This is a genomic window from Deinococcus aquaticus, from assembly GCF_028622095.1.
GTDB classification, from domain to species: Bacteria; Deinococcota; Deinococci; order Deinococcales; family Deinococcaceae; genus Deinococcus; species Deinococcus aquaticus.
Genome location: NZ_CP115165.1, coordinates 2,616,602 through 2,637,278, shown reverse-complemented (window position 1 = coordinate 2,637,278; position 20,677 = coordinate 2,616,602). Strand labels below are relative to the sequence as shown.

The following is a 20,677-nucleotide window of genomic DNA, read 5'->3' as shown; positions in this document are numbered from 1 at the left end:
AGCTCAGGTCAGGGCGGCGGAGCGGGACGGGGCGGCCTTCAGGGCAGCGGCGCCCACCACCAGCCGCCCACGTCCTGACGTCCGGCGTGGGTGGCGGCGCTCAGGGCGCCCCGGTTGCGGCCGTGAATGGTGCCGCTCAGGACTTGCGCCGGGTCGGGCAGGTGACGGGCCAGCAGGGTGCTCAGGGCCGCGCCGAGGCCCTGCCCGCGTGCCTGCGGGGCGAGCAGGAGTTCCTGCACGACCTGCGCGTCCAGGCCCAGCTGGGGGTGGGCCAGGGTGCCGGCGTACCCGGCCCACGCGCCGCGCCAGTGGACGCCGAACATGGTACCGGCGTCGATGGTTTCCTGCAGGTCCTCCACGCTGAGCAGGCGGGCCTGTTCGGGGTGGTGGGGGTGGTCGGCGTCCACGGCGTCGTACGCGGCCTGCGCGTCGGCGTAGCGTTCGGTGGTCGTGGTGGGGATCAGGGTCAGCCCGTCGGGGACCGGGTGATCGCGCAGGGTGTGGATGGGCGCGGCCAGCACGCGCCGGTCCGGTTCGAGGTCCGTCCAGTCGGTCATGGGGGCGGCACTCCAGAAGCGCAGGCGCGGTGGGTGGAACGCGGCATACACGCGGGCCGCGTCCGCCAGTGCCGGAAGGTCGGCGCGGGTGACGGGGCGGCTGGTCACACTGACGTCCACGAAGGGTTTCGTGACGTCCAGACCCTCGAAGCGGATGCTGAGCATGGCGTGCAGGTCAGGCCCGACCGCCTGCCAAGCGTTCAGGTACGCGGGGGCAGCGGGTCCGGCGTTCAGGAATTCGGCGCGCTGCGCGGCGAGGTCCAGGTCGGTGGCGAGTTGCAGGTCGAATTCGTGGTCTTCGGCCAGGTGGCGCAGGCGGGTGGCCGGGTCGGTCCAGCCGTGCGTGGCCGGGTGCTGTGCGGCGAGGGTGAAGGCGGCCAGTTCGGCGGCACTGGGCAGGTCGGCAGCGCTGGGCAGGGGAGCAGGAGTCGTCACTGCCGGACACGGTAGCGCCGGGCGGATGTCCGCGCTGCCTCATATGGGTGGGGCGGCCGCGTGCAGGTCGGGTGGGTGGACGCCTGCTATCCTGAAGGCTACCTAACGAGCGTTTGTTCCAGCCTCTCCCCCGCCCCCCGGAGGTCCCCCCATGAAAAGCAAGAACGAGTGGATGCAGAGCGTCTACGCCCCTGCCACGCAGAAATTCCCGGAACGCAAGTACAACTTCAAGAACCTATCGGACATGGAGCCCGAACCCATCTACACGGCCGACGACCTGAAGGACTGGGACGCCGAACGGGACCTGGGCTACCCCGGCGAGTACCCGTACACGCGCGGCGTGCAGCCCAGCGTGTACCGGGGCAAACTCTGGACCATGCGCATGTTCGCGGGCTTCGGCAGCGCCGAACAGACCAACGAACGCTTTCACGCGCTGCTGCGCGCCGGGCAGACCGGCCTCAGCACGGCCTTCGACCTGCCCACCCTGATGGGCTACGACAGCGACCACCCCTTCAGCCGGGGCGAGGTCGGCAAGTGCGGCGTGGCCGTCAGCAGTCTCGCGGACATGGAAATCCTGTTCCAGGGCATCGACCCCACGCAGGTCACGACCTCCATGACCATCAACAGCCCCGCCAACGCCATCTGGGCCATGTACATCGCCAACGCGCAGAAGCAGGGCAAGGACCTCGGGCAGGTGGGCGGCACCCTCCAGAACGACATCCTGAAGGAATTCATCGCGCAGAAGGAATTCATCTACCCGCCCGCCCCCAGCGTGAAACTGGTCATCGACACCTTCGAGTGGGGCCCCCGGACCGTCCCGAAATGGAACTTCATCAGCGTGTCCGGGTACCACATCCGCGAGGCGGGCGCGACCGGCGTGCAGGAACTCGCCTTCACGCTCGCCGACGGCTTCCACTACGTGGAGAAAGCCATGGAACGCGGCCTGGACATCGACGAGTTCGCACCGCGCATCAGCTTCTTCTGGGACATCCACAACGACTTCTTCGAGGAAATCGCCAAGCTGCGCGCCGCGCGCCGCATCTGGGCGCGGCAGATGCGCCACCACTACGGCGCGAAGAACCCGAAAAGCTGGATGCTGCGCACCCACTCGCAGACCGCCGGGGTCAGCCTGCCCGCCCAGCAACCCCTGAACAACATCGCGCGGGTCGCCATTCAGGCGCTGGCCGCCGTGCTGGGCGGCACTCAGAGCCTGCACACCGACGCCTTCGACGAGGCGCTGGCCCTCCCGACCGAGGAAGCCGCCACCATCGCCCTGCGCACCCAGCAGATCATCGCGTACGAGACCGGCGTGGCGGGCGTCGTGGACCCCCTGGCCGGCAGTTACTACGTCGAGAAACTCACGAACGACATCGAGGCGGCCGCCATGGGGTACATCGAGCAGATCCGCGCGATGGGCGGCGTGGAGGCCGGCATCGACAGCGGGTTCTTCCAGCTGGAAATGGCCGAAGCCGCGTACCGCTACCAGCGCGAAGTCGAGACGAAAAACCGCATCATTGTGGGTGTAAACGACTTCGTGCAGGACGCCGTCGAGGTGCCCATCCAGCTGATCGACCCGCAGGTCGAGCGGGTGCAGGAAGCCAGGCTGGCGCAGGTGCGGCGCGAACGCGACCCCGCGCGCGTGAAAGCTGCGCTGGACGCCCTGCACGACACCGCCATCACGGGTGCGAACTCTATGCCCGCCTTCCTGGAATGCGCGCACGCGTACGTCACGCTGGGCGAACAGATGGACATCCTGAAAACCGTGTACGGCGAGTACGTCGAACCTGCCATCGTGTAAAGCGGCCGTAGGACAACGAGACCGCTTTTCAGTGAAGCCCACGCGAGATCAATCCCGTGGGCTTCACTTTCAACCCCGACCCGCTCCTGCCCGCGCCGCCCGGATGGAACGGCTTTGCCGGCCATTCCAACGGAGTCCGTGTCAGTCGTTCAGGGGGAACACCGTGACGCTCTCCAGGCGGTCGAGGCGGCCTGCGCCGAGCGTGAAGGCGCGGCTGTCGGCAGCCCAGGTGATGAAGCTGGGCGGGTCGGCCAGGGCGGGCGTGCGGGCGTCCACGCGGCCAGTGGTGGCGTTCACGAGGTCCACGCGCCAGCCGCGTTCGTCGCGGGCGGGTACGGCGAGCAGGGCGCTGTCGGGGCTGAAACGGGCGAGGCTGAGGGTCTGGGCGGGCGGGGCTGCGCTGAGGGTGGCGTACGGGACGCGGTTGCCCGGCTGGTACAGGTCAGTGGTGCCGTCGGGGGCGGTGAAGGCCAGGACGCCCTTGCCGCTGATCTGCACGTCGGCGGCGCGGCGGCCGGGGGCAGTAGGCAATCCGAAGCGTTTGCCATTGGCGAGCAGCGCCACGAACCCCTCTCCCTGCGCCGGGAGGATGAACGCGCGGGCGCTGTCGGGCGACAGGGTGATGCGGGCCGCGCCGAGCTGGCCGGGGACGTTGAGGGTGGCCGTGACCTTCCCGGTCTTCTGCGAGACGACGCTGAGGCGGTCGTCGTTCCAGGTGGCGGCCGCGTTCCCCCAGTGGTTCACGCTCAGGTGCGTGGCGTTGCCTGCCGGGGCGACGGTGCGGACCTTCCCCGCGTCGAGCTGGGCGAGGTTCAGGCCACCGTTGCCGTCAGCTGCGAGGAGCCACGTGGCCCGGTTCATGGTCTGCACGGTCCACACCTGCCGCGCGGCGACCTGTCCGCCCACGCTGAGGGTGCCGCCCAGCAGGGCGGCCGGGCGGCCAGTGACGGGATCGGTACCGCCGCCTGTGGCGCGGGCCGGCAGGTCGATGCGGCGCGCGGCGGGCTGCTCGGCCGTGCCGAGGCTCAGGCCGCCCGACGTCAGGCTGAGAATCTGGTTGTCGGCGGTGACCTGCGTGGGCTGGACGGTGCCGCCGGGCACGGTCAGGGTCTTCTCGCGGCGGCCCGTGAGCAGGTCGCGGCGTTGCAGTTCGCCCGCACCGGGCACTCCTTCGAGCGTCAGGACGGTGCCGTCCCGCAGGGGCAGACCCGCGACCTGCCCGGCGTCCCGGGCGACGATCGTGCTGGGGTAGTTGCTGCGCAGGGCGACCAGTTGCCGGCCGGCCTGCACGGCGGCGCTGCGGCCGTCGGCGCTGAACCCTACCGCACCGACTGGGCAGGAGTCGTCGCAGATGTGCCCGGAGACGGGAGCGGCGGTGCGCGCGTCGATCAGTTGCACGCGGCGGCCCGTGCCCACGACGGCGTACGTGCCGTCCGGCGAGGTGCTCAGGTACGTGACGCCCTGGGCGTTCAGGGAACTGCGGGCGCCGCCGCTGAGGTCGAGGGACTCGGTGCCGCCCGCGCTGCCGATCAGGAGGCTGCGGGCGCCGCTGAAGCCCGCGCCGGTCAGGTTCGTGACGCTGACCTGCGCGGTGCGCTGCCCGTCCGCGAGTCGCCAGACACTGACAGTGCCGGCCCCCTGGCCGCCTGCCAGTGTGGTCGTGAGGGCCAGTGTCCCGTCGGGACTGACGCTCAGGCCCGCGCAGTCCACGCCGGTCGGGATGCTGCGCTGCAGGGCACCGGCAGCACTCAGGACCCCCAGGCGGGCCCCCAGGCAGACGGCCACGCCGCCCGGCAGCAGGCGCGCGCCGGTCACGGTGACCGGACCGCTCAGGGTCAGGCCCTGCGGGGAGCCCAGGGTCAGGGCGGACGCGGATGCGGCCAGCAGGACGGACAGCGCAGTGGCGGGGCGGAGGTTCACGCCGCGAAGTCTAGAGCATGCTGCCGGAACCCGGACACCCCGGCGGGGGCCTACCGGAATCGGGCGGCCGCCTGCGCGTGGCAGGGGCCGCCCGGTGCTGCGGTGGGTTCAGAGGAAACGCCCGGGTTGAAATGGTTGAGCGAACCATTCAACCGGAGCCCGTGTCAGAAGGTGTAGCCCTTGGGGACCACGACCACGCCGTTGTCCGTGACGATGAAGCCGCGCGCGCGGTCCTCGTCGACGTCCAGGCCGATTTTCGTGCCGGGCGGAATGGTGACGTTCTTGTCGACGATGCAGCGGCGCAGGTGCGCGTGGCGTCCGACCTCGACGTCCTCGAACAGCACGCTGCTTTCAACCAGGGAGTACGAGTGCGTGCGGACGTTGCGCGCCAGGATGGAGTCCCGGACGGTGCCGCCGCTGATGATCGCGCCCCCGGCCATGATGGTGTTGAAGGCCTGCCCCTTGCGGCCGTCGCTTTCATGCACGAACTTGGCGGGCGGGGAGAATTCGCTGCTGGTGCGCAGGGTCCATTCCGGGTTGTAGATGTCGAACTCCGGGTTGATGCTCACGAGGTCCATGTTCGCCTCGTAGTAGGCGTCCAGGGTGCCCACGTCGCGCCAGTAGGTGTTCGGGCCGGCCTGACCGGGGATGGGGTTGCGGTGGAAGTCGTACGCCATGACGTTGTACCCGTCGTTCAGGGCGCGCGGGATGACGTCACCGCCGAAGTCGAAGCCGCTCTCGCCGCCGCCCATGTTGGTTTCGAGCAGTTCTTCCAGCGCGCGGCGCGAGAAGATGTAGTTTCCCATGCTGGTGAGGCTGGTGCCGGGCTGGCCGGGGATGCTGGGCGGGTCCTTGGGTTTCTCCAGGAAGTCCGTGACGCGCCAGTTCGGGTCGATGTGCATCACGCCGAACTGATGGGCCTGATCCTGCGGCATGGGGTACGCGGCGATGGTGACGTCCGCGCGGGTTTCGATGTGCCGCTGGAGCATGTGCTCGACGTTCATCTTGTAGATGTGGTCGCCACTGAAGATCGCGACGTAATCGGCGTCGTAGTTGTCGATCAGGTGCATGTTCTGGTACACGGCGTCGGCGGTACCGCGGTACCAGACGGGCCCGAGTTCCTCGATGCGGTACATCTGCGCGGGCACCAGGGTGATGAAGTAGTCGCTGAGGAACGTCCCGAAACGCCAGCCGCGCTGGATGTGCTCGGTGAGGCTCTGCGCCTTGTACTGCGTGAGGACGTACACGGAGAACACGCCGGAGTTGATGAAGTTGTTGATGGCGAAATCGATGATGCGGTACTTGCTGCCGAAGGGAACGGCGGGTTTGCTGCGCTTCTGAGTCAGCGGAGCGAGTCGGGAACCCTGCCCGCCCGCGAGAATCATGCCGAGAACACGTGGTTTCATGCGATACCCCCTCCAGAGAACCGGTGGCCAAACAGGTGAACAGGTCGGGCACGTCACAAAGGCGACGTGCCGGACAACTGGAACGCGCTGGAACCGTGTGCTGTGCCGTTACTGTACCGCCAAAGCTGGCAGGGGCGCGCTTACCGTCTGTTCAAGCGTGAGCCGTGACCGAGGTGGCCGCCCGAACCGGCCTGACCGGCAGGGCCTACCCTAGTGGGCCAGCCGGTACCTGAGGTGCCGCGCCGCTTCATCCGGGCTTAATGCCGGGGCGTTCAGTTGCGTGCGCGTGAACGTCAACTGCCGCTTCGCGTACTGCCGGGTCGCCAGGGCCACCTGCGCGGCGGCCGCCTCCACGCTCAGGTGGCCGCGCGCGACGGCCAGGGCCTCGCGGTACCCGAGGGCCTGCCACACGGTCGGGCGCGGCGTGCCCTCGGGGCTGATCTGCGCGGCCAGCCACGCGGCCTCCTGCGCCCAGCCCTGCGCGAACATGCCCTGCACGCGCGCGTGCATCCGCGCTTCCAGTTCGGCGGGCGGGCGCGTGAAGGCCGTCACCTCGTACTGGAAGCGGGGGGCACGCCGCCCAAACTCGCCGGGGAAGCGGCCGGTCAGGCGGTGAATTTCCAGCGCGCGCACCACCCGGCGCGGATTGCGTTCCATGCGGGCCGCCTCGGCCGGATTCAGGGCCTGGATGTCGACCAGCAGGGCGTCCAGACCCCGTGCGGACAGGTCCGCCTCGACCTGCTCACGGACGGCAGAATCACCGGGCGGCGTGAGCGGCAGGCCGCGCGTGAGGGCCGCGAGGTAAAAGCCGGTGCCGCCCACCACCAGCGGTGTCCGCCCGCGCGCCAGCACACCCGCGATGGCGTCCTCGGCCAGCGTCACGAACTGCGCCACGTCGAACGCGCCGGTCACGTCCACCACGTCCAGCAGGTGGTGCGGAACCGCGTTCCGCTCGGCCGGGGACGGCTTCGCCGTGCCGATATCCAGCCCCCGGTACACCGTGAACGCGTCGGCCGAGATGATCTCCAGCGGGAACTCCAGCGCCAGCGCCAGCGCCAGCGCGGATTTCCCGCTGGCCGTGGGGGCCGTCAGAACCGGAACGAAAGACACGACCGGGATGCTACCAGACCCGCCCCACGCGCTGGACCGGAACGGCCGCACAGACCACCCGCGCAGGCGGATGCTACCGTAAGGACATGAACGAGCCCGTGCTGGCGCGACTGCAACACCTCATGACCCTCCGCGAGGAAGTCGAGACCCTCACCGGAACCGGCCCCTGGAACCCCAGCGCAGACTGGGCCGACGCCGACAGTCACCTGATCCTGTACCTCGACGTGCCCGGCGTGAACCCCGACACCCTGGAACTCCTCGAAGAGGAAGGCAGCGTCACCATCGCCGGACAGCGCGACGAGACGCACCGACTGCTGCGCGGCGAACGCCCCGCCGGACTGTTCCGCCGCACCCTGACCTTCCCGGAAGACGTGCTGCCGCAGACCGGACAGGCCAGCCTCGCGGGCGGCGTGCTGTGCGTCCGCTTCGAGAAACGCCACCCGACCATCAACGTGCAGTCCACGGACGCACCCGCCGACCACGACTGATCCGGACTTCGGGAGTGAAGTTGGGGATCTGCAAGGCGGCGTGTGAAGGCTGTGCAGCCGGACGCCCTGCAACCCCCACGAGGCAGCGCATGACGGCCCTGCCCACGCCGCGCGGAGGTCACCGTTCCTTCATTCCCGCGCCCCGCACGACCTCCTGTCATCTTTCAGGAAGGCAGGATCTGTAGCCTGTACGGAATGGTTCCCGATTCCGCCGCCTGCCACTCCTGCCGCTCCCCGCAGCAGGGCATTCCGGCTATCGCCATGGCCTTTCAACCCATCGTTCACCTTCCCAGCCGGGAAATCTACGCCTACGAGGCTCTGGTCCGCGGACCGCAGGGCCAGCCCGCCGCCTGGGTGTTCGAGCAGATCTCCCCCGAAGGGCACTACCACTTCGATCAGCTGTGCCGCGTGACCGCCATCCGCGCGGCCGCACGACTGGGCCTGCACAAGCACGGAACCACCCGACTGTCGATCAACTTCCTGCCCAACGCCGTGTACGAGGCCGCCACCTGCCTGCGCACCACGCTCCGCACCGCCCAGGACGCGCAGTTTCCCCTCGACCGCCTGCTGTTCGAAATCACCGAACACGAAAGCGTCACCGACGAACAGCACGTCCGCACCATCATCGAAACGTACCGCAGCCACGGCTTCCAGACTGCACTCGACGATTACGGAGCCGGCCACGCCACCGCCGGACTGCTGCTCGCCCTGCGCCCAGACGTCGTCAAGATCGACATGAAACTCGTGCGCGGCATCCACGAAGACCACTGGCGTGAAGAGCTGATCCGTCACCTCACGCAGTTCGCTGACCGAGTCGGCATCCTGCTGATCGCCGAAGGCGTGGAAAGCGCCGACGAAGCCCGCTGCCTCCTGGCACTGGGCGTCACACACATGCAGGGCTACTACTTCGCGCACCCCGGTTTCGAATGCCTCCCGACCGTCCCGGACGAAACGTACGCACAGGCAACCGCACAGTAACGAGGAAAAGCAGAGGGCGGCTGATACGGACTCCAAGCTGAAACGAAAAACCCCGTTCAGTACAGGGTTCTCTCCTGGTGATGCCGGTGAGGGAACTCGAACCCCTACGGTTTCCCGCTCGATTTTGAGCCGGGAGCCCGTGCCCCTTTCCGTTCTGCCCGTGTCCGTATTTGTTGTACTGGACGTATGTTTCATGTGGGTGTGGGTGGTTGCGGTATGGGTTGCGGTACGCCTTGGGGTGGGTGTGTGCGTCTGGGCTTGCTGCGGCGCGGTCGCGTGGGGCTTTTGCATACGGGCCGCTCATCCTGAACGATTGGACACATACTGTGGGCGGGCGGCCTTGCACACTGAAATTCAGGTGGGGGCGCGCGGCATAGTGCCGGGCGTGACCCATGATCATGCACCCTTGGAGGGCCAGCCATGAACAACCGTAATATCTCGAATGTCCTGTTTGTTGCCGGCGCCGCGTCCATCATCGGATCAATCATCATCTGGGCCACGCATGGTGGGCAGGCCAAAGACGAAGCCGGCAAAGCGCACGGGGAACGGTATGGGATCTTCGTGGGCCTGTGGGCGCCGACGTTCTTCATTCTCTCGAACCGGTACAACACGGCTGCTCTGGAAGAAGGGCAGTAAGTTCACTGCGCGACATGTTCAGCCCCGCTTCGGCGGGGTTTTTTCGTTCTGGGTACTGAGGGAGCCGGTCTGGTGGGGGGCGGTCAGGGTTCGTTCCACTCGCAGGACCGGCCGCACGGCGGTGGGGGTCGCGCGGCCAGCGGTGGGGGTCGCGCGGCCAGTTGAGAGGTCGGCTGTTCAGGCGGTGGCGGCGCGACGGCGTTGGCTGGTGAGGACGTGACTGTAGACCTTGAGGGTGATGCTGGCGTCAACGTGACCAACGAAACGAAAAAACCCCGTTTCACACGGGGTTTTCTGCTATTGGTGCCGGTGAGGGGACTCGAACCCCTACGGTTTCCCGCTCGATTTTGAGTCGAGTGCGTCTACCATTCCGCCACACCGGCGGGTGCGTGGGGAATGGTAGCGCGTGGGGGGGCGGTGGTCAACGTGGGTTCAGGTGGGGTCGGGGTGCGCGCCGATGCGGCGGCCGATGTCGCGCCGGAGTTGCGCGCCGGGGAAGTTGGTCTGGTCGGCGAGGGCGTAGGCGCGGCCGAGGGCGGCGTTCAGGGTGGGGGCGGTGGCGGTGATGGCCAGGACGCGGCCGCCGCTGCTGAGGAGTTGGCCGTTCTGGGTGCGGGTGCCGGCGTGGTGGATGATGCCGTGCGGGCCGGGGTCGGGGAGGGTGATGGGGATGTCTTTCTGGGGTTCGGCGGGGTAGCCGGGCGCGGCGAGGATGATGGTGGCGCTGGCGTCTTCGCTGAAGGTGACGTGCGTGGGATCAAGCTGGCCACGCGTGGCGTCGAGGGCGTGCTGGGCGAGGTCGCTGGTGAGGAGTGGGAGGACTGTTTCGGCTTCGGGGTCGCCGAAGCGGGCGTTGAATTCCACGACTTTCGGCCCGGTGGGGGTGAGCATCAGGCCGGCGTACAGGACGCCGGTGTAGGGCAGGCCTTCTTCGGTCATGCCGCGCAGGGTGGGTTCGATGATGTCGCGGCGGATCACGTCGAGCAGGCCGGGTTCGAGTGGGAAGGGGCAGATGACGCCCATGCCGCCGGTCATGGGGCCGGTGTCGCCTTCATGGATGGTCTTGTGGTCCTGGCTGGGGGGGGTCAGGGCGTACTGGGTGCCGCTGCACAGGGCGAGGATGGTGACTTCCTGGCCGGTCATGAAGTCCTCGGTGACGGCCTGCGCGCCCGGCTGGGTGAAGATGTCGTGCAGGGCGGCCTGGGCCTGCTCGGGGGTGTGGGCGATGGTGACGCCCTTCCCGGCTTTCAGTCCGGCGTCCTTCACGACGATGGGGGGCGTGAGGGTCGCGGCGTGGTCCAGCGCGGTCTGGAGGTCGCTGAAGGCGTGGTGCGCGGCGGTGGGGATGCCGTGGCGCTGCATGAACGCCTTACTCCAGGCCTTGTCCCCTTCGAGGCGGCTGGCGGCGCGGGTGGGGCCGAAGGCGGGGATGCCCAGGGCGGCGCACTCGTCGACCATGCCGGCGGCCAGGTACGCTTCGGGGCCGACGATCACGAGGTCGGCGCCTTCCTGCTGCGCGAGGCGGGCCAGGGTGGGGGTGTCCTGGGGGCTGTCGATGAGGCGGGCGTGCGCGGCGATGCCGGGGTTGCCGGGGGTGCACAGGACCTCGTGGCCGTGGCGGGCGCAGGCGTGCGCGATGGCGTGTTCGCGGCCGCCGCCGCCGATGACCAGCACGCGCATCAGCGGTCGCCTCCGGAGCGGGCGGCGCGGCGCTGCCAGTAACGCGCGAGGCCCTGCACGCTCATCCAGGGGGGGCAGGCGAAGTCGTAGCGGGCGGGCAGGCCGGGGTGTTCGCGGCTCAGGTCGTTCATGAGGGCCTCGGTGAAGGTGCGGGTGATGGTGTCCAGGTCGTGCCCAGCCTGCAGTCCGGCGGCGACGCGCTGAGCGTCGGTGTCCATGTTGCGCAGCAGGTCGTCCCAGTGGGCGGGGGTGTTCGGGTGGCTGCCGTAGTGCGCGAGATGCAGGGTGCGGGCGTCCAGGGCGCGCAGGATCCGGATAGAGTCCCGCCACGCTTCGAGGTTGATGTCTGGTGGCGGGGTGGGGGCGCGGGGTGTCTGCGCGGCGTCCAGGCGGATGCCGCCCACGTCTCCGACGAACAGGTGCTCGCCCGCGTGGAAGCTCAGGTGGTGAACGGCGTGGCCGGGCGTGTCGAGGGCCTGCACGTCCAGGTGGCCCAGGCGTAGCGTCTCGCCGCCTTCCAGCACGGTCAGGCGCGCGGGGTCGATGGGTTGCATCTCGCCCCACAGGCGGTCCATCTGGTCGCCGTAGATCTGCGTGGCGCTGGCTACCAGCCGTTCCGGACGTGACAGGTGGGCCGCGCCGCGCGCGTGAACGTACGCGTGGGCCTGCGGGACGAGGTTCAGGACCGTCCCGGCCGCCCCCGCGTGATCGAAGTGAATGTGGGTCAGCAGGATGTGCCGCACGTCCGCCAGGGTCGCCCCGATGCCGGTCAGGCCGCCGCGCAGCGCGCCGAGGGTGCTGGTCGGTCCGGTATCCACGACCGCGAGGCCGTCCCCGGTGTCGAACACGAACGACGCGATGACGCCCGGCGTGTCCTGAAAGTTCAGGTCCAGCGCGTGCACGCTCAGGTCCGTCATGCCTTCCCGCTGAGGCGCGCGCCGAGCAGCAGCAGCGCGCAGACGTACTGCACGTACGCGATGATGCGGATGGTCTGCACGTTCGCAGCCACGCGCAGGGGACCGAAGGTCAGGGCGAGAATGCCGGTAGCGCTGAGCAGAATCACGCCAAACAGAAGCCAGAGTGCCATGCGCAGCAGAATACCCGCTGCCCCCGGGGGCCGGGCGGCCGTGGGCTGGGCAGCGGGTCCGGGTCATACGGACTCGGATTGAACGGCTTGCAAAGCCGCTGGGTCCGAACGGACGCGACTCGTAGAGCTGCCCCGCAGAGGAGGAGCAGAACAGACGGAGTCCGGTTCAGTTCTCGCTGACCAGGGCTTCGAGGAGGCGCACGGCTTCCTCCAGGCGGTGGGCCTGCACGCGCGCGGCGGTGCGCACCTGCCGCCATTCGAGACGGACGCGGGCGAGGCTCAGGGGGTCGCCGCCCACCTGCGTGAGTTGCAGCGCGCGGCGTTCCAGGGTTTCGACCTGCGTGGCGAGTTGCCGCAGGGTGGCCTGGTGGGTGCGCGCGGCGTTCAGGGTGCCGTCCAGTTGCGCCTGCGCTTCGGCCTGCGCGAGGTGCAGGTTGTGGTGGGCCTGCATGACCTGCGGGCTGGCCTCGCCGGCCTCTCCGGCCTGCCACTGCGCGTAGTTCAGGGCGTGGCGGGCGCGCAGCACGTTGGGGTGCAGCGGCACGCCCAGCGAGTAGCGGGCGTTGCCCAGGTCGAGTTCCAGCATGGTCAGGGGCGTTTCGGCGTCCTCTAGGTCGATCAGGGGCGTGAACGCTTCCAGGAACGCCTGGGTCTGCGTGACCATCAGGCGGGAGTGCGCCAGTTGCGGGCTGACGACCTGCCCGCTGCGGCTGGCTTCCTCGAGTTCCTTGACGGTCAGGCGCAGCAGGTCGCCCTGCGCGACGGCCGCCGCGACCTGATCGGCCACCTCGATGCGGGCGTGGTCGGCGCGGAGTTTGCTGAGCATCTCCTCGGTCTCCCAGCGCCTGACCTCGGCCTGCGTGGCCTGCACGTCCCATTCGGCGGCGCGTTCCAGGCTCAGCAGGTCCGGGTTGGTGCGGATGGCGCCCAGGCTGCGGCTGGCGATCTCGGCGTGCGAGCGGGCCAGCAGCAGCGGCAGGTCGTGCGCGCGGCGTCCCCACTTGATGGGCGACGGCGCCGGGGCGATCGGGCCGGGCGCGGTGGGCTGGGCGGGCACCGGGACGGACTCGGCGAACTTGGCGAGGTCCAGGGTGGTGCCCTCGAGCCACTTGTCGGCGCGGGCGTCCCCGAAGTTCTCGCGCATCTGCGAGTACACGTCCTGCAGCACGGCGATCACGTCGCGCGGGCCGAGGGCGCGCACGGCGGTCCAGCCGCGGCGCTGCACGGCGCCCTGCACGGCCAGGTCGGCCTCGCGCACGCCCAGTTCGGCGCTGAGGCGCTGGCGCAGCCAGTCGCGGTACGGGTCGGAGGCGACGGGTGTCATGCGTTCACCGCCGCGCGGCGCTGCCGGGCGCACTCGAACAGCACCAGGGCGGCGGCGGTGGCGACGTTCAGGCTGTCCGCGCCGCGAGCGGCGTTCATGGGAATGCTGACCGAGTGGTCGGTGTCCCGCCAGTGGGCGGGTAGGCCCTCGTGCTCGGTGCCGAGCAGCAGCGCGACCCGGCCGGTCAGGGGGGCGTCCCAGTAGGTGCGGGGCGCGTCGGGTGTGCAGGCGACGGTCGTGAAGGCGCGGGCGGCCAGCCAGTCCTGGGCGTCCTGTTCGTCCATCACGGCGACCGGCAGGGTGAACACGCTGCCCTGCGAGGCGCGGATCACGTTCGGCCCGAAGGGGTCCGCGCCCCGCCCGAGGACGATCACGGCGTCCGCGCCGGCGGCGTCGGCGGTGCGCAGGATCGCGCCCACGTTGCCGGGTTTCTCCAGGCCGTGCAGCACGACGGTCACGGCGTTGGCGCCGGGTTCGGGCAGCGCGGCGCGGGGGGTGGCGGCCAGGGCCAGCAGGCCGTCCGGGTTCTCGCGGCCGCTGACCTTCTCGAAGGCGGCGCGGGACAGCTCCAGTTCCGGCAGGCTGGTCAGGGTGGGGGCGACCTGCGCGGCTTCGGGGCTGAACAGGTCCGGGCAGGTGAACAGGGTGGTCAGGGGCACGCCGGACGCGGCGGCGCGGGCGATCTCGCGGGCGCCCTCGATCAGGATGACGCCCTCCTGTTCACGTTCGCGGCGGGTACGGAGGCGCACCAGCCGCTTGACATGGCTGTTCTGAAGGGAGGTGATCGGTGCGGGCCTGGTCATCACCGGGCATTATGCCGCGCCGCACCCACGCTGCACCGGAAGCCAGTCGGGAATGGGGGGGGCGGCACGGGCGGGCGCCCGGGATAGATGAGACGGACTCCGATTGAACGGCTTGCAGAGCCGCTGGGTCCGAGCGGACGCGACTCGTAGAGCTGCCCCGCAGAGGAGGAGCAGAACGGACTTCGGGAGTGGAGTTGGCAACCCGGTGCCCTGGCGGGTTGTGAACGAAACGGACGGCGTCCGTATGACTCCACTTCGCGCTAGCCTGTGGGCATGGCGCTGGCGTACCCTCCGTTCAAGTCCTGTCCGTGTGGGTCCGGACGAAGTTACGCGCACTGCTGCGGGCCGTTTCATGCGGGCATGCGCGCGCCCACGCCCGAGGCGCTGATGCGCTCGCGCTACTCGGCGTACGCGTTGAGTAACGCCGCGTACGTGCTGGACACCTGGCACCCGGACACCCGGCCCGCCACGCTGGACCTGCGCGACGGTACCCGCTACCTGGGCCTGCGGGTGCGGGGCTCGGCCGGGAATCACGTGGAGTTCACGGCGCAGTTGCGCCTGCCGGACGGGGAACGCTACACGCTGCGGGAGAACAGCGAGTTCACGCAGCTCGGCGGCCGCTGGGTGTACGTGGACGGCGTGACCCCCGCCGCAGCCGACGCCGACCCGGCCTGAGGGGCGGGCGGGAACGACCCGGCGGGTCGCCTCGTACCATGAGATATGACTGAGCCCAGAGTGAACGTCCCCGAGACCCGCGACCGTCCGCGCACTTCACTTCGCCCGCCGGGGCGACCGGCCGCGCTGGTGGTCGGGGGGCTGCTGGTCGCGGCAGTGATCGTCAGTCAGGGCGTGAAGGTCATTCCGGCCGGGTACGTGGGCGTGGTGTTCAGTTCGTTCAGCGGCGTGAAGTCGCGGCCGCTTCAGGAAGGCATTCACCTGCTGGTGCCGTTCGTGGACCGCGTGAACCTGTACGACGCCCGCCTTCAGGAGGTCACGCTGGCCCACACCACGCAGGACGGCGACGAGGGAGCCATCCGGGCGCGCAGCAAGGAGGGGCTGGACATCACGGCGGACGTGACCGTGCAGTTCCGGGTGGACCGCAGCAAGGCCGCCACGCTGCACAAGGAACTCGGGCGGGATTACCTGCGCACCGTGATCCGCCCGCAGGTGCGCAGCAAGGTCCGCGACGCCATCGGGCAGTTCGGCGCGGCCGACATCATCTCCTCCAAGCGGCAGGAGGTCGAGGCGAGCATCACCACGGAACTCCGCAAGATTTTCGAGCGAAACAACCTGATCCTGGACAGCGTGCTGCTGCGTGAGCTGCGCATTCCGGACAGCATCGCCAAGGCCATCGAGCAGAAGCAGGCGGCCGAGCAGCAGGTGGCCGTGGAACGCAACCGCCTGCAACAGTCGACCATCAGCGCCCAGCGGGCCGTGGTCGAGGCGGAGGGGTCCGCCAAGGCGTCGGTCGCCCGGGCGCGCGGCGAGGCCGAGGCCCTGTCGCTGCGCGGGCGGGCGCTACGGGAGAACCCGCAACTGATTCAGTTGACGGTCGCCGAGAAACTCTCGCCCGGCATTCAGACCGTCATGCTGCCCAGCACCGGGAACTTCCTGCTGGACGTGGGGACACTCACGCAGCCCGCCAAGGCCGCCGCAAAACCATGAGTGCCGCCTGTGATGGCGCCCGTGCGTTAGCCTGTGCATGATGGTCGTTCTGATTCTGATGGTGATCTTCGCGGGTGTCGCGGCGGTCGTGTACGTGAACACCACGAACCGCGCCGCAAGCCGGGCGCTACAGGACTCCGGGCGGCGCGGCGAACTGGCGGCCGGGGCCTCCCCTGCCGCCGCGTTGCCCGCGCAGCCGGAGTCGGGCGCTGGCCTGACGGTGCCACTACTGCTCTCGCTGCCGGAACCCGCCCGGACGCGCGCCTGGGCGCTGCTGTCGGGCGTGACGGACGCCCTGAAGACGGGGGGCGGCGACACGCGCACGGCGTTCCTGCTGGCGCAGACGCGGGACGCCTACCTGCCAGATACCCTGCGCGCCTACGCGCACCTGACGCCCGCCGCCCGGCAGACGCTGGAACGCCAGGGTCAGGCCCCGGAAGTGCTGCTGGACGAGCAACTGACGCTGCTGGAGGACGGTGTGCGCGAGGCGCTGCGGCACGATCACGCGGCCGCCGACCGCCTGCTGACGCAGGGGCGTTTTCTGCGGGAGCGCTTCGGAGGCGAGCACGCCGGGAGCGGGCTGCGCCAGAAGCCCTGATTCCGGGCGGCCCGGTGCCTGCGTAACCCAGCCACGCAGGCGGGTTGGGCGGGCTGCATGAGCACCTGATCAAGATTGAACCGGGTTCAGAATGACGGCCCGCAGCGGCGCGGGGTCGTAGCCTGCGTGTATGACGACACTGGCTTTTCTGGGTCTCGGGGCGATGGGCGACCCGATGGCCGCCCACCTCGCCCGGTACGCGGCGGCCCACGGCCTGACCGCACTGGTCTGGAACCGCACCGACTCGAAAGCGCAGGCGCACGCGCGGGCGCACGGCAGCCGGGCCGTGACGCTGGAAGAAGCGGCGGGCGCAGACGTGATCTTCACCTGCCTGCCCACCAGCGCCGAGGTCAGCGAGGTCCTGACCGCGATGGAGCCGCACCTGAAACGCGGCGCAGTGTGGGTGGACTGCACCAGCGGGCACCCGCAGGCCGCGCCCGCCCAGCGTGAGCGGCTGACCGCGCGGGGCGTGACGCTGCTGGACGCGCCCGTGAGTGGCGGCACGGCCGGCGCGCAGGCCGGCACCCTGACCGTGATGGTCGGCGGCCCCGCCGAAGCGCTGGAGGCGGTGCGGCCGCACCTGGCGTTCGCCGGGAAGGTCGTGCATGTCGGCCAGAGCGGCGCGGGCTTCGCGGTGAAGGCCGTCAACAACGCGCTGCTGGGCGTCACGCTGTGGGCAACCGGCGAGGGCCTGGCGGTCCTGGCGCGCTCGGGCGTGGACCTGGGCGCGGCGCTGGACGTCATCAACGCCAGCAGCGGGCGCAGCAACGCCAGCCAGAACCTGATCGGGCAGCGGGTGCTGACGCGCGAATTCCCGGCGACCTTCGCGCTGGGCCTGCTGGCCAAGGACGCCGGGATTGCCGCCGACCTGACGGGCGAGGTGCGGGGCAGCGCGCCGCTGCTGGCCCAGACGGCGGCCCTGCTGCGCGCCGCCGAACGGGTGGTGGGCGAGGACGAGGATCACACGGCCGCCCTGAAACTGATCGAGCAGATGAACGACGTGGAGTTGAAATGACACAGGAACGCATGACCCCCGGCACCAATCAGAGCGCCTCTCCCCGCTTCGGAATCGTCACGGACGGCGGCCTGGACGCCTACCCTTCCCTGCTGAACGACGTGCCGGTCGCGCCGTTCTCGGTGACGTTCGGGGACGCCAGTTACCGCACGAACGAGATCAGCCGCGCGGACCTGTTCCGGATGCTGGAAAGCAACCCCAACCACCCGACCAGCAGCCAGCCGACCCCGCAGGACTGGATGGAAGCCGTGCGCCGCGCCGGCGTACGGGACGTGCTGGGCGTGACCATCAGCGCCGGCCTGAGCGGCAGCATGAACGCCGCCGAGCAGGCCCGTCAGGCGCTGGGCGACGACTTCAACCTGACCCTGCATGACAGCGGCACCCTCAGCGCCGCGCAGGCCTTCCAGCTGCACGCGGCGGGCACGGCGGCCGCGCGCAGCGAGACGCTGGAGACCGCCCGCGAGTGGATGCGCGCCGTGCACGAGGAAACCGAGCTGTACTTCACGATCGAGACGCTGGAGTACCTGCGCCGGGGAGGGCGGATCGGGCGGGTGCAGGCCACGCTGGGCGGCCTGCTGAACCTCAAACCCGTGGTGACAGTGGACAAGCAGGGCGGCACGTACACGAACGTGGGCCGCGCCCGCTCGTACCGGGGCGGGATGGAGGCGGTCGCCACGCAGGTCACGCGCCGCTTCGGCGAGGGCACGCCGCTGCGCGTGGGCCTGCTGTACGGCAGCGTGCGCGAGGACGCCGACGAGGTGCTGGGCCACCTGAAGGGCCGCCACCCGATCGTGTGGTCGGACGTGACGGGCGTGAACCCGGTCCTGAACGTGCACACCGGCCCGCGTACCGTCGGGATTGCCGCCGCGCCCGGCGCGTGGCCCTGGGAACGCTGAAAGCCCACAGTGACCAATGAGAGGAGGGACGCCGCGCATGCCGGGCGTCCCTCCTCTCCTCTATCAACCATCAACTCTCGACCATCACCCTCTTTACTGGGTGCTGCGGGGATCCAGCACGTCGCGCAGGCCGTCACCGAGCAGGTTGAAGCCCAGCACGGTCAGCAGGATGGCCAGACCGGGGAAGATCATGGTCCACGGGGCGTCGATGTAGTACTGGCGGCCGTCGCTGATCATGGTGCCCCATTCCGGCAGGGGCGGCTGCGCGCCGATGCCCAGGAAGCCCAGCGCGGCGACCTCGATGGTGGCGGTGGCGATGCTCAGGGCGCCCTGCACGATCAGCGGGGAGAGGCTGTTCGGCAGGACGTGCCGGAAGATCATGCGGCCCTGCGAGGCGCCCAGCGCCCCGGCGGCCTGCACGAACTCGCGTTCGCGGATGGACAGCACCACGGCGCGCGCCAGTCGCATGTACACCGGCACCTGCACCAGCGACACGGCCAGCATGGCGGTCACGAGTTGCGGGCTGTTCAGGGCGAACAGGCGGTCCATGGCGGCGATCAGCAGGGGCGGGTCGCTGGCGCTGAAGATACTGGCGAAGCCGATGGCGAGCAGGATGCTGGGGAAGGCCAGCATCACGTCCGTCAGGTAGCCCAGGACGCTGTCCAGCCACCCGCCGAAGTACCCGGCGAGCAGGCCCAGCAGCGTACCCAGAACCAGGGCCAGGATGGTGCTGACCACCCCGACTTTCAGGCTGATGCGGGTGCCGTGCAGGGTGCGGGTCATGATGTCGCGGCCCAGGTTGTCGGTGCCGAACGGCGCGCGCCAGATGTTCACCTGGCCGGTGACGGGATCGGTGTACGTTTCGGCCACGTCCTTATTCCAAAGGGCGCTGAGGCTGGGTGGTTTGAGGATCAGGCTGTAGTTGCGGTCCACGGTGGGGTCGTAGGGTTTCAGGACGCTGGCGAACACGGCCAGCAGCACGAACACGGCCACGATGACCGCGCCGACCTTGCCGGGCGCGCTGCGGCGGAAGCGGCGCCAGAAGATGCTGTCCTGACGGGATTTGGAGGCGGGAGCGGTGGTTGCAGTTGTCATGAGGTCACCAGTTCCCTTCAGCTGTACTGGATGCGGGGGTCGAGAGCGGCGTAACTGAGATCGACCAGCAGGTTGGCGACGCTGACGACCAGCGCAGCGAAGATCACGCCACCCTGAATGATGGGGTAGTCACGCTGACTGATCGCGTCGTACACCCACGAGCCGATGCCCGGCCACGAGAAAATCGTTTCGGTCAGCACGGCCCCGCCCAGCAGCGCGCCCGCCTGCAGGCCAATGACGGTCACGACCGGCAGCAGCGCGTTGCGCAGCGTGTGTTTCAGGACCACCGAGCGGCCGCTGAGGCCCTTGGCACGCGCGGTCCGCACGTAATCCTGGCCCAGCACGTCCAGCATGGAGGAGCGGGTGATGCGCGCGATGATCGCCAGCGGAATGGTGCCCAGCGCGATGGCGGGCAGCACGAGGTGGCGCGCGGCGTCCCAGGCGGCGGCGGGTTGCCCACGCAGCAGGCCGTCCAGGACGTAGAAGCCCGTGATGGGTTCGATGTTCACCGACGAGCTCAGGCGGGCGCTGGGGGGCAGCCAGCCGAGTTTCACGGCGAAGAAGTACGACAGCAGCAGGCCCAGCCAGAAGACCGGCATACTCACCCCGATCAGCGAGACGGTCGTGGCGAGGTTGTCCCAGATGCTATTGCGGCGCAGGGCCGCCAGGATCCCGGCGGGCATGCCGACCACCAGCGCGAACAGCAGCGCGGCGACGCTCAGTTCGGCGGTGGCAGGAAAGCGGGCTTTCAGGTCGTCCCGGACGGGAATGTTGCTCTTGATACCGCTGCCCAGGTCGCCCTGCAACAGCGCGCTCATGTACTTGGGGTACTGGGCGTCCAGTGGGTTGGCGGGATTGAAGAACCAGGGTTTGTTCAGGCCGAGTTGCTCGCGCAGCGCGGCGGCCGCTTCGGGCGTGGCGCGTTCGCCCAGCATCGCCAGGGCCGGATCGCCGGGAATCGAGCGGACGAACACGAACACGACCAGGCTGATGCCCAGCATGACCAGCAGGGTGCGGAAGATTCGGCGGATCAGGTAACTGCCCAAGGCGGGCCTCCTTGCGTGGGATCACGGGAACTGACGTGCGGGTGTGTGCGGGCAGGGGGTCGGGCGGCAAGGGCGGAGCAGCCTCCTCCCGGTAGTGGGCGGGGCTGCTCCGCAGGGTCGGGCTCAGGAAGTCAGGGTTG

At 69.6% G+C, this 20,677-nt stretch carries 20 protein-coding genes, 1 tRNA gene and 1 pseudogene; 10 read left to right on the top strand and 12 right to left on the bottom strand.

Going from position 1 to position 20,677, the window contains the following annotated elements:
• Nucleotides 1-38: 38 nt before the first annotated feature.
• Nucleotides 39-992, bottom strand: a complete 954-nt coding sequence (locus M8445_RS12800) for a hypothetical protein (protein ID WP_273988188.1) — start codon at nucleotides 990-992, stop codon at nucleotides 39-41.
• A 151-nt stretch (nucleotides 993-1,143) separates the two neighbouring features.
• On the opposite strand from M8445_RS12800, the gene M8445_RS12795 reads away from it, so the two are divergent.
• On the top strand, nucleotides 1,144-2,790 hold the full coding sequence (locus M8445_RS12795; RefSeq protein ID WP_273988187.1) for a methylmalonyl-CoA mutase family protein: 1,647 nt from the start codon (nucleotides 1,144-1,146) through the stop codon (nucleotides 2,788-2,790).
• Between the two features lie 141 nt (nucleotides 2,791-2,931).
• Here the strand turns inward: M8445_RS12795 and M8445_RS12790 are convergent, their stop codons facing one another.
• The 3 genes from M8445_RS12790 to miaA all read right to left on the bottom strand — a co-directional run bounded on the left by M8445_RS12790 (nucleotide 2,932) and on the right by miaA (nucleotide 7,226).
• Nucleotides 2,932-4,710: a WD40 repeat domain-containing protein gene (locus M8445_RS12790; protein WP_273988185.1), complete on the bottom strand. Its 1,779-nt coding sequence runs from the start codon at nucleotides 4,708-4,710 to the stop codon at nucleotides 2,932-2,934.
• Between the two features lie 164 nt (nucleotides 4,711-4,874).
• Nucleotides 4,875-6,116, bottom strand: a complete 1,242-nt coding sequence (gene glgC, locus M8445_RS12785; protein WP_273988184.1) for a glucose-1-phosphate adenylyltransferase — start codon at nucleotides 6,114-6,116, stop codon at nucleotides 4,875-4,877.
• Nucleotides 6,117-6,326: 210 nt separating this feature from the next.
• Complete coding sequence (gene miaA, locus M8445_RS12780) at nucleotides 6,327-7,226, bottom strand: tRNA (adenosine(37)-N6)-dimethylallyltransferase MiaA (RefSeq protein ID WP_273988182.1); 900 nt, start codon at nucleotides 7,224-7,226, stop codon at nucleotides 6,327-6,329.
• Nucleotides 7,227-7,312: 86 nt separating this feature from the next.
• Here miaA and M8445_RS12775 point away from each other — a divergent pair, with 86 nt between their 5' ends.
• From M8445_RS12775 to M8445_RS12765, 3 genes are all read left to right on the top strand, one after another.
• Nucleotides 7,313-7,714 (top strand): Hsp20/alpha crystallin family protein, encoded by a 402-nt coding sequence (locus M8445_RS12775; RefSeq protein WP_273988179.1) that lies wholly within the window; start codon nucleotides 7,313-7,315, stop codon nucleotides 7,712-7,714.
• Between the two features lie 195 nt (nucleotides 7,715-7,909).
• On the top strand, nucleotides 7,910-8,692 hold the full coding sequence (locus tag M8445_RS12770) for an EAL domain-containing protein (protein WP_273988178.1): 783 nt from the start codon (nucleotides 7,910-7,912) through the stop codon (nucleotides 8,690-8,692).
• Nucleotides 8,693-9,112: 420 nt separating this feature from the next.
• Nucleotides 9,113-9,328, top strand: coding sequence for a hypothetical protein (locus tag M8445_RS12765; protein WP_273988177.1), 216 nt, complete (start codon nucleotides 9,113-9,115; stop codon nucleotides 9,326-9,328).
• Nucleotides 9,329-9,629: 301 nt separating this feature from the next.
• On the opposite strand, the gene M8445_RS12760 is transcribed toward M8445_RS12765, so the two are convergent.
• From M8445_RS12760 to M8445_RS12735, 6 genes are all read right to left on the bottom strand, one after another.
• Nucleotides 9,630-9,711: transfer RNA gene (locus M8445_RS12760), tRNA-Leu, on the bottom strand.
• A gap of 49 nt (nucleotides 9,712-9,760) precedes the next feature.
• Nucleotides 9,761-11,008 carry a phosphoribosylamine--glycine ligase gene (purD, locus tag M8445_RS12755; protein WP_273988176.1) on the bottom strand — a complete coding sequence of 416 codons (1,248 nt, stop codon included), beginning with the start codon at nucleotides 11,006-11,008 and terminating at the stop codon, nucleotides 9,761-9,763.
• Nucleotides 11,008-11,925, bottom strand: coding sequence for an MBL fold metallo-hydrolase (locus M8445_RS12750; protein WP_273988175.1), 918 nt, complete (start codon nucleotides 11,923-11,925; stop codon nucleotides 11,008-11,010). The genes purD and M8445_RS12750 overlap by 1 nt, the downstream gene beginning before the upstream one ends.
• A complete protein-coding gene (locus tag M8445_RS12745) occupies nucleotides 11,922-12,095 on the bottom strand; it encodes a hypothetical protein (protein ID WP_273988174.1) in 174 nt (57 codons plus the stop codon). The genes M8445_RS12750 and M8445_RS12745 overlap by 4 nt, the downstream gene beginning before the upstream one ends.
• A gap of 166 nt (nucleotides 12,096-12,261) precedes the next feature.
• Nucleotides 12,262-13,419: a hypothetical protein gene (locus M8445_RS12740; RefSeq protein WP_273988172.1), complete on the bottom strand. Its 1,158-nt coding sequence runs from the start codon at nucleotides 13,417-13,419 to the stop codon at nucleotides 12,262-12,264.
• Nucleotides 13,416-14,222 (bottom strand): TrmH family RNA methyltransferase, encoded by an 807-nt coding sequence (locus M8445_RS12735; protein ID WP_273988169.1) that lies wholly within the window; start codon nucleotides 14,220-14,222, stop codon nucleotides 13,416-13,418. The genes M8445_RS12740 and M8445_RS12735 overlap by 4 nt, the downstream gene beginning before the upstream one ends.
• A gap of 273 nt (nucleotides 14,223-14,495) precedes the next feature.
• Here M8445_RS12735 and M8445_RS18300 point away from each other — a divergent pair.
• The 6 genes and pseudogenes from M8445_RS18300 to M8445_RS12710 form a co-directional block, all read left to right on the top strand.
• A pseudogene (locus M8445_RS18300) lies at nucleotides 14,496-14,570 on the top strand (SEC-C metal-binding domain-containing protein); the annotation flags it as partial.
• Nucleotides 14,571-14,582: 12 nt separating this feature from the next.
• Entirely contained in the window at nucleotides 14,583-14,897 is a 315-nt protein-coding gene (locus tag M8445_RS12730; protein ID WP_337961623.1) for a YchJ family protein, read from the top strand.
• A gap of 45 nt (nucleotides 14,898-14,942) precedes the next feature.
• The gene (locus M8445_RS12725; protein WP_273988167.1) at nucleotides 14,943-15,887 is read left to right on the top strand and encodes a prohibitin family protein; all 945 of its coding nucleotides are present in this window, start codon (nucleotides 14,943-14,945) and stop codon (nucleotides 15,885-15,887) included.
• Between the two features lie 40 nt (nucleotides 15,888-15,927).
• On the top strand, nucleotides 15,928-16,485 hold the full coding sequence (locus M8445_RS12720; protein WP_273988165.1) for a hypothetical protein: 558 nt from the start codon (nucleotides 15,928-15,930) through the stop codon (nucleotides 16,483-16,485).
• 130 nt (nucleotides 16,486-16,615) lie between these two features.
• Nucleotides 16,616-17,500 (top strand): NAD(P)-dependent oxidoreductase, encoded by an 885-nt coding sequence (locus M8445_RS12715; protein ID WP_273988163.1) that lies wholly within the window; start codon nucleotides 16,616-16,618, stop codon nucleotides 17,498-17,500.
• Entirely contained in the window at nucleotides 17,497-18,396 is a 900-nt protein-coding gene (locus M8445_RS12710) for a DegV family protein (RefSeq protein ID WP_273988161.1), read from the top strand. The genes M8445_RS12715 and M8445_RS12710 overlap by 4 nt, the downstream gene beginning before the upstream one ends.
• A 93-nt stretch (nucleotides 18,397-18,489) precedes the next feature.
• Here M8445_RS12710 and M8445_RS12705 read toward each other — a convergent pair whose 3' ends face one another.
• Nucleotides 18,490-19,491, bottom strand: coding sequence for an ABC transporter permease (locus M8445_RS12705; protein WP_273988160.1), 1,002 nt, complete (start codon nucleotides 19,489-19,491; stop codon nucleotides 18,490-18,492).
• Between the two features lie 17 nt (nucleotides 19,492-19,508).
• Nucleotides 19,509-20,537, bottom strand: a complete 1,029-nt coding sequence (locus M8445_RS12700; protein WP_273988159.1) for an ABC transporter permease — start codon at nucleotides 20,535-20,537, stop codon at nucleotides 19,509-19,511.
• Nucleotides 20,538-20,677 lie beyond the last annotated feature (140 nt).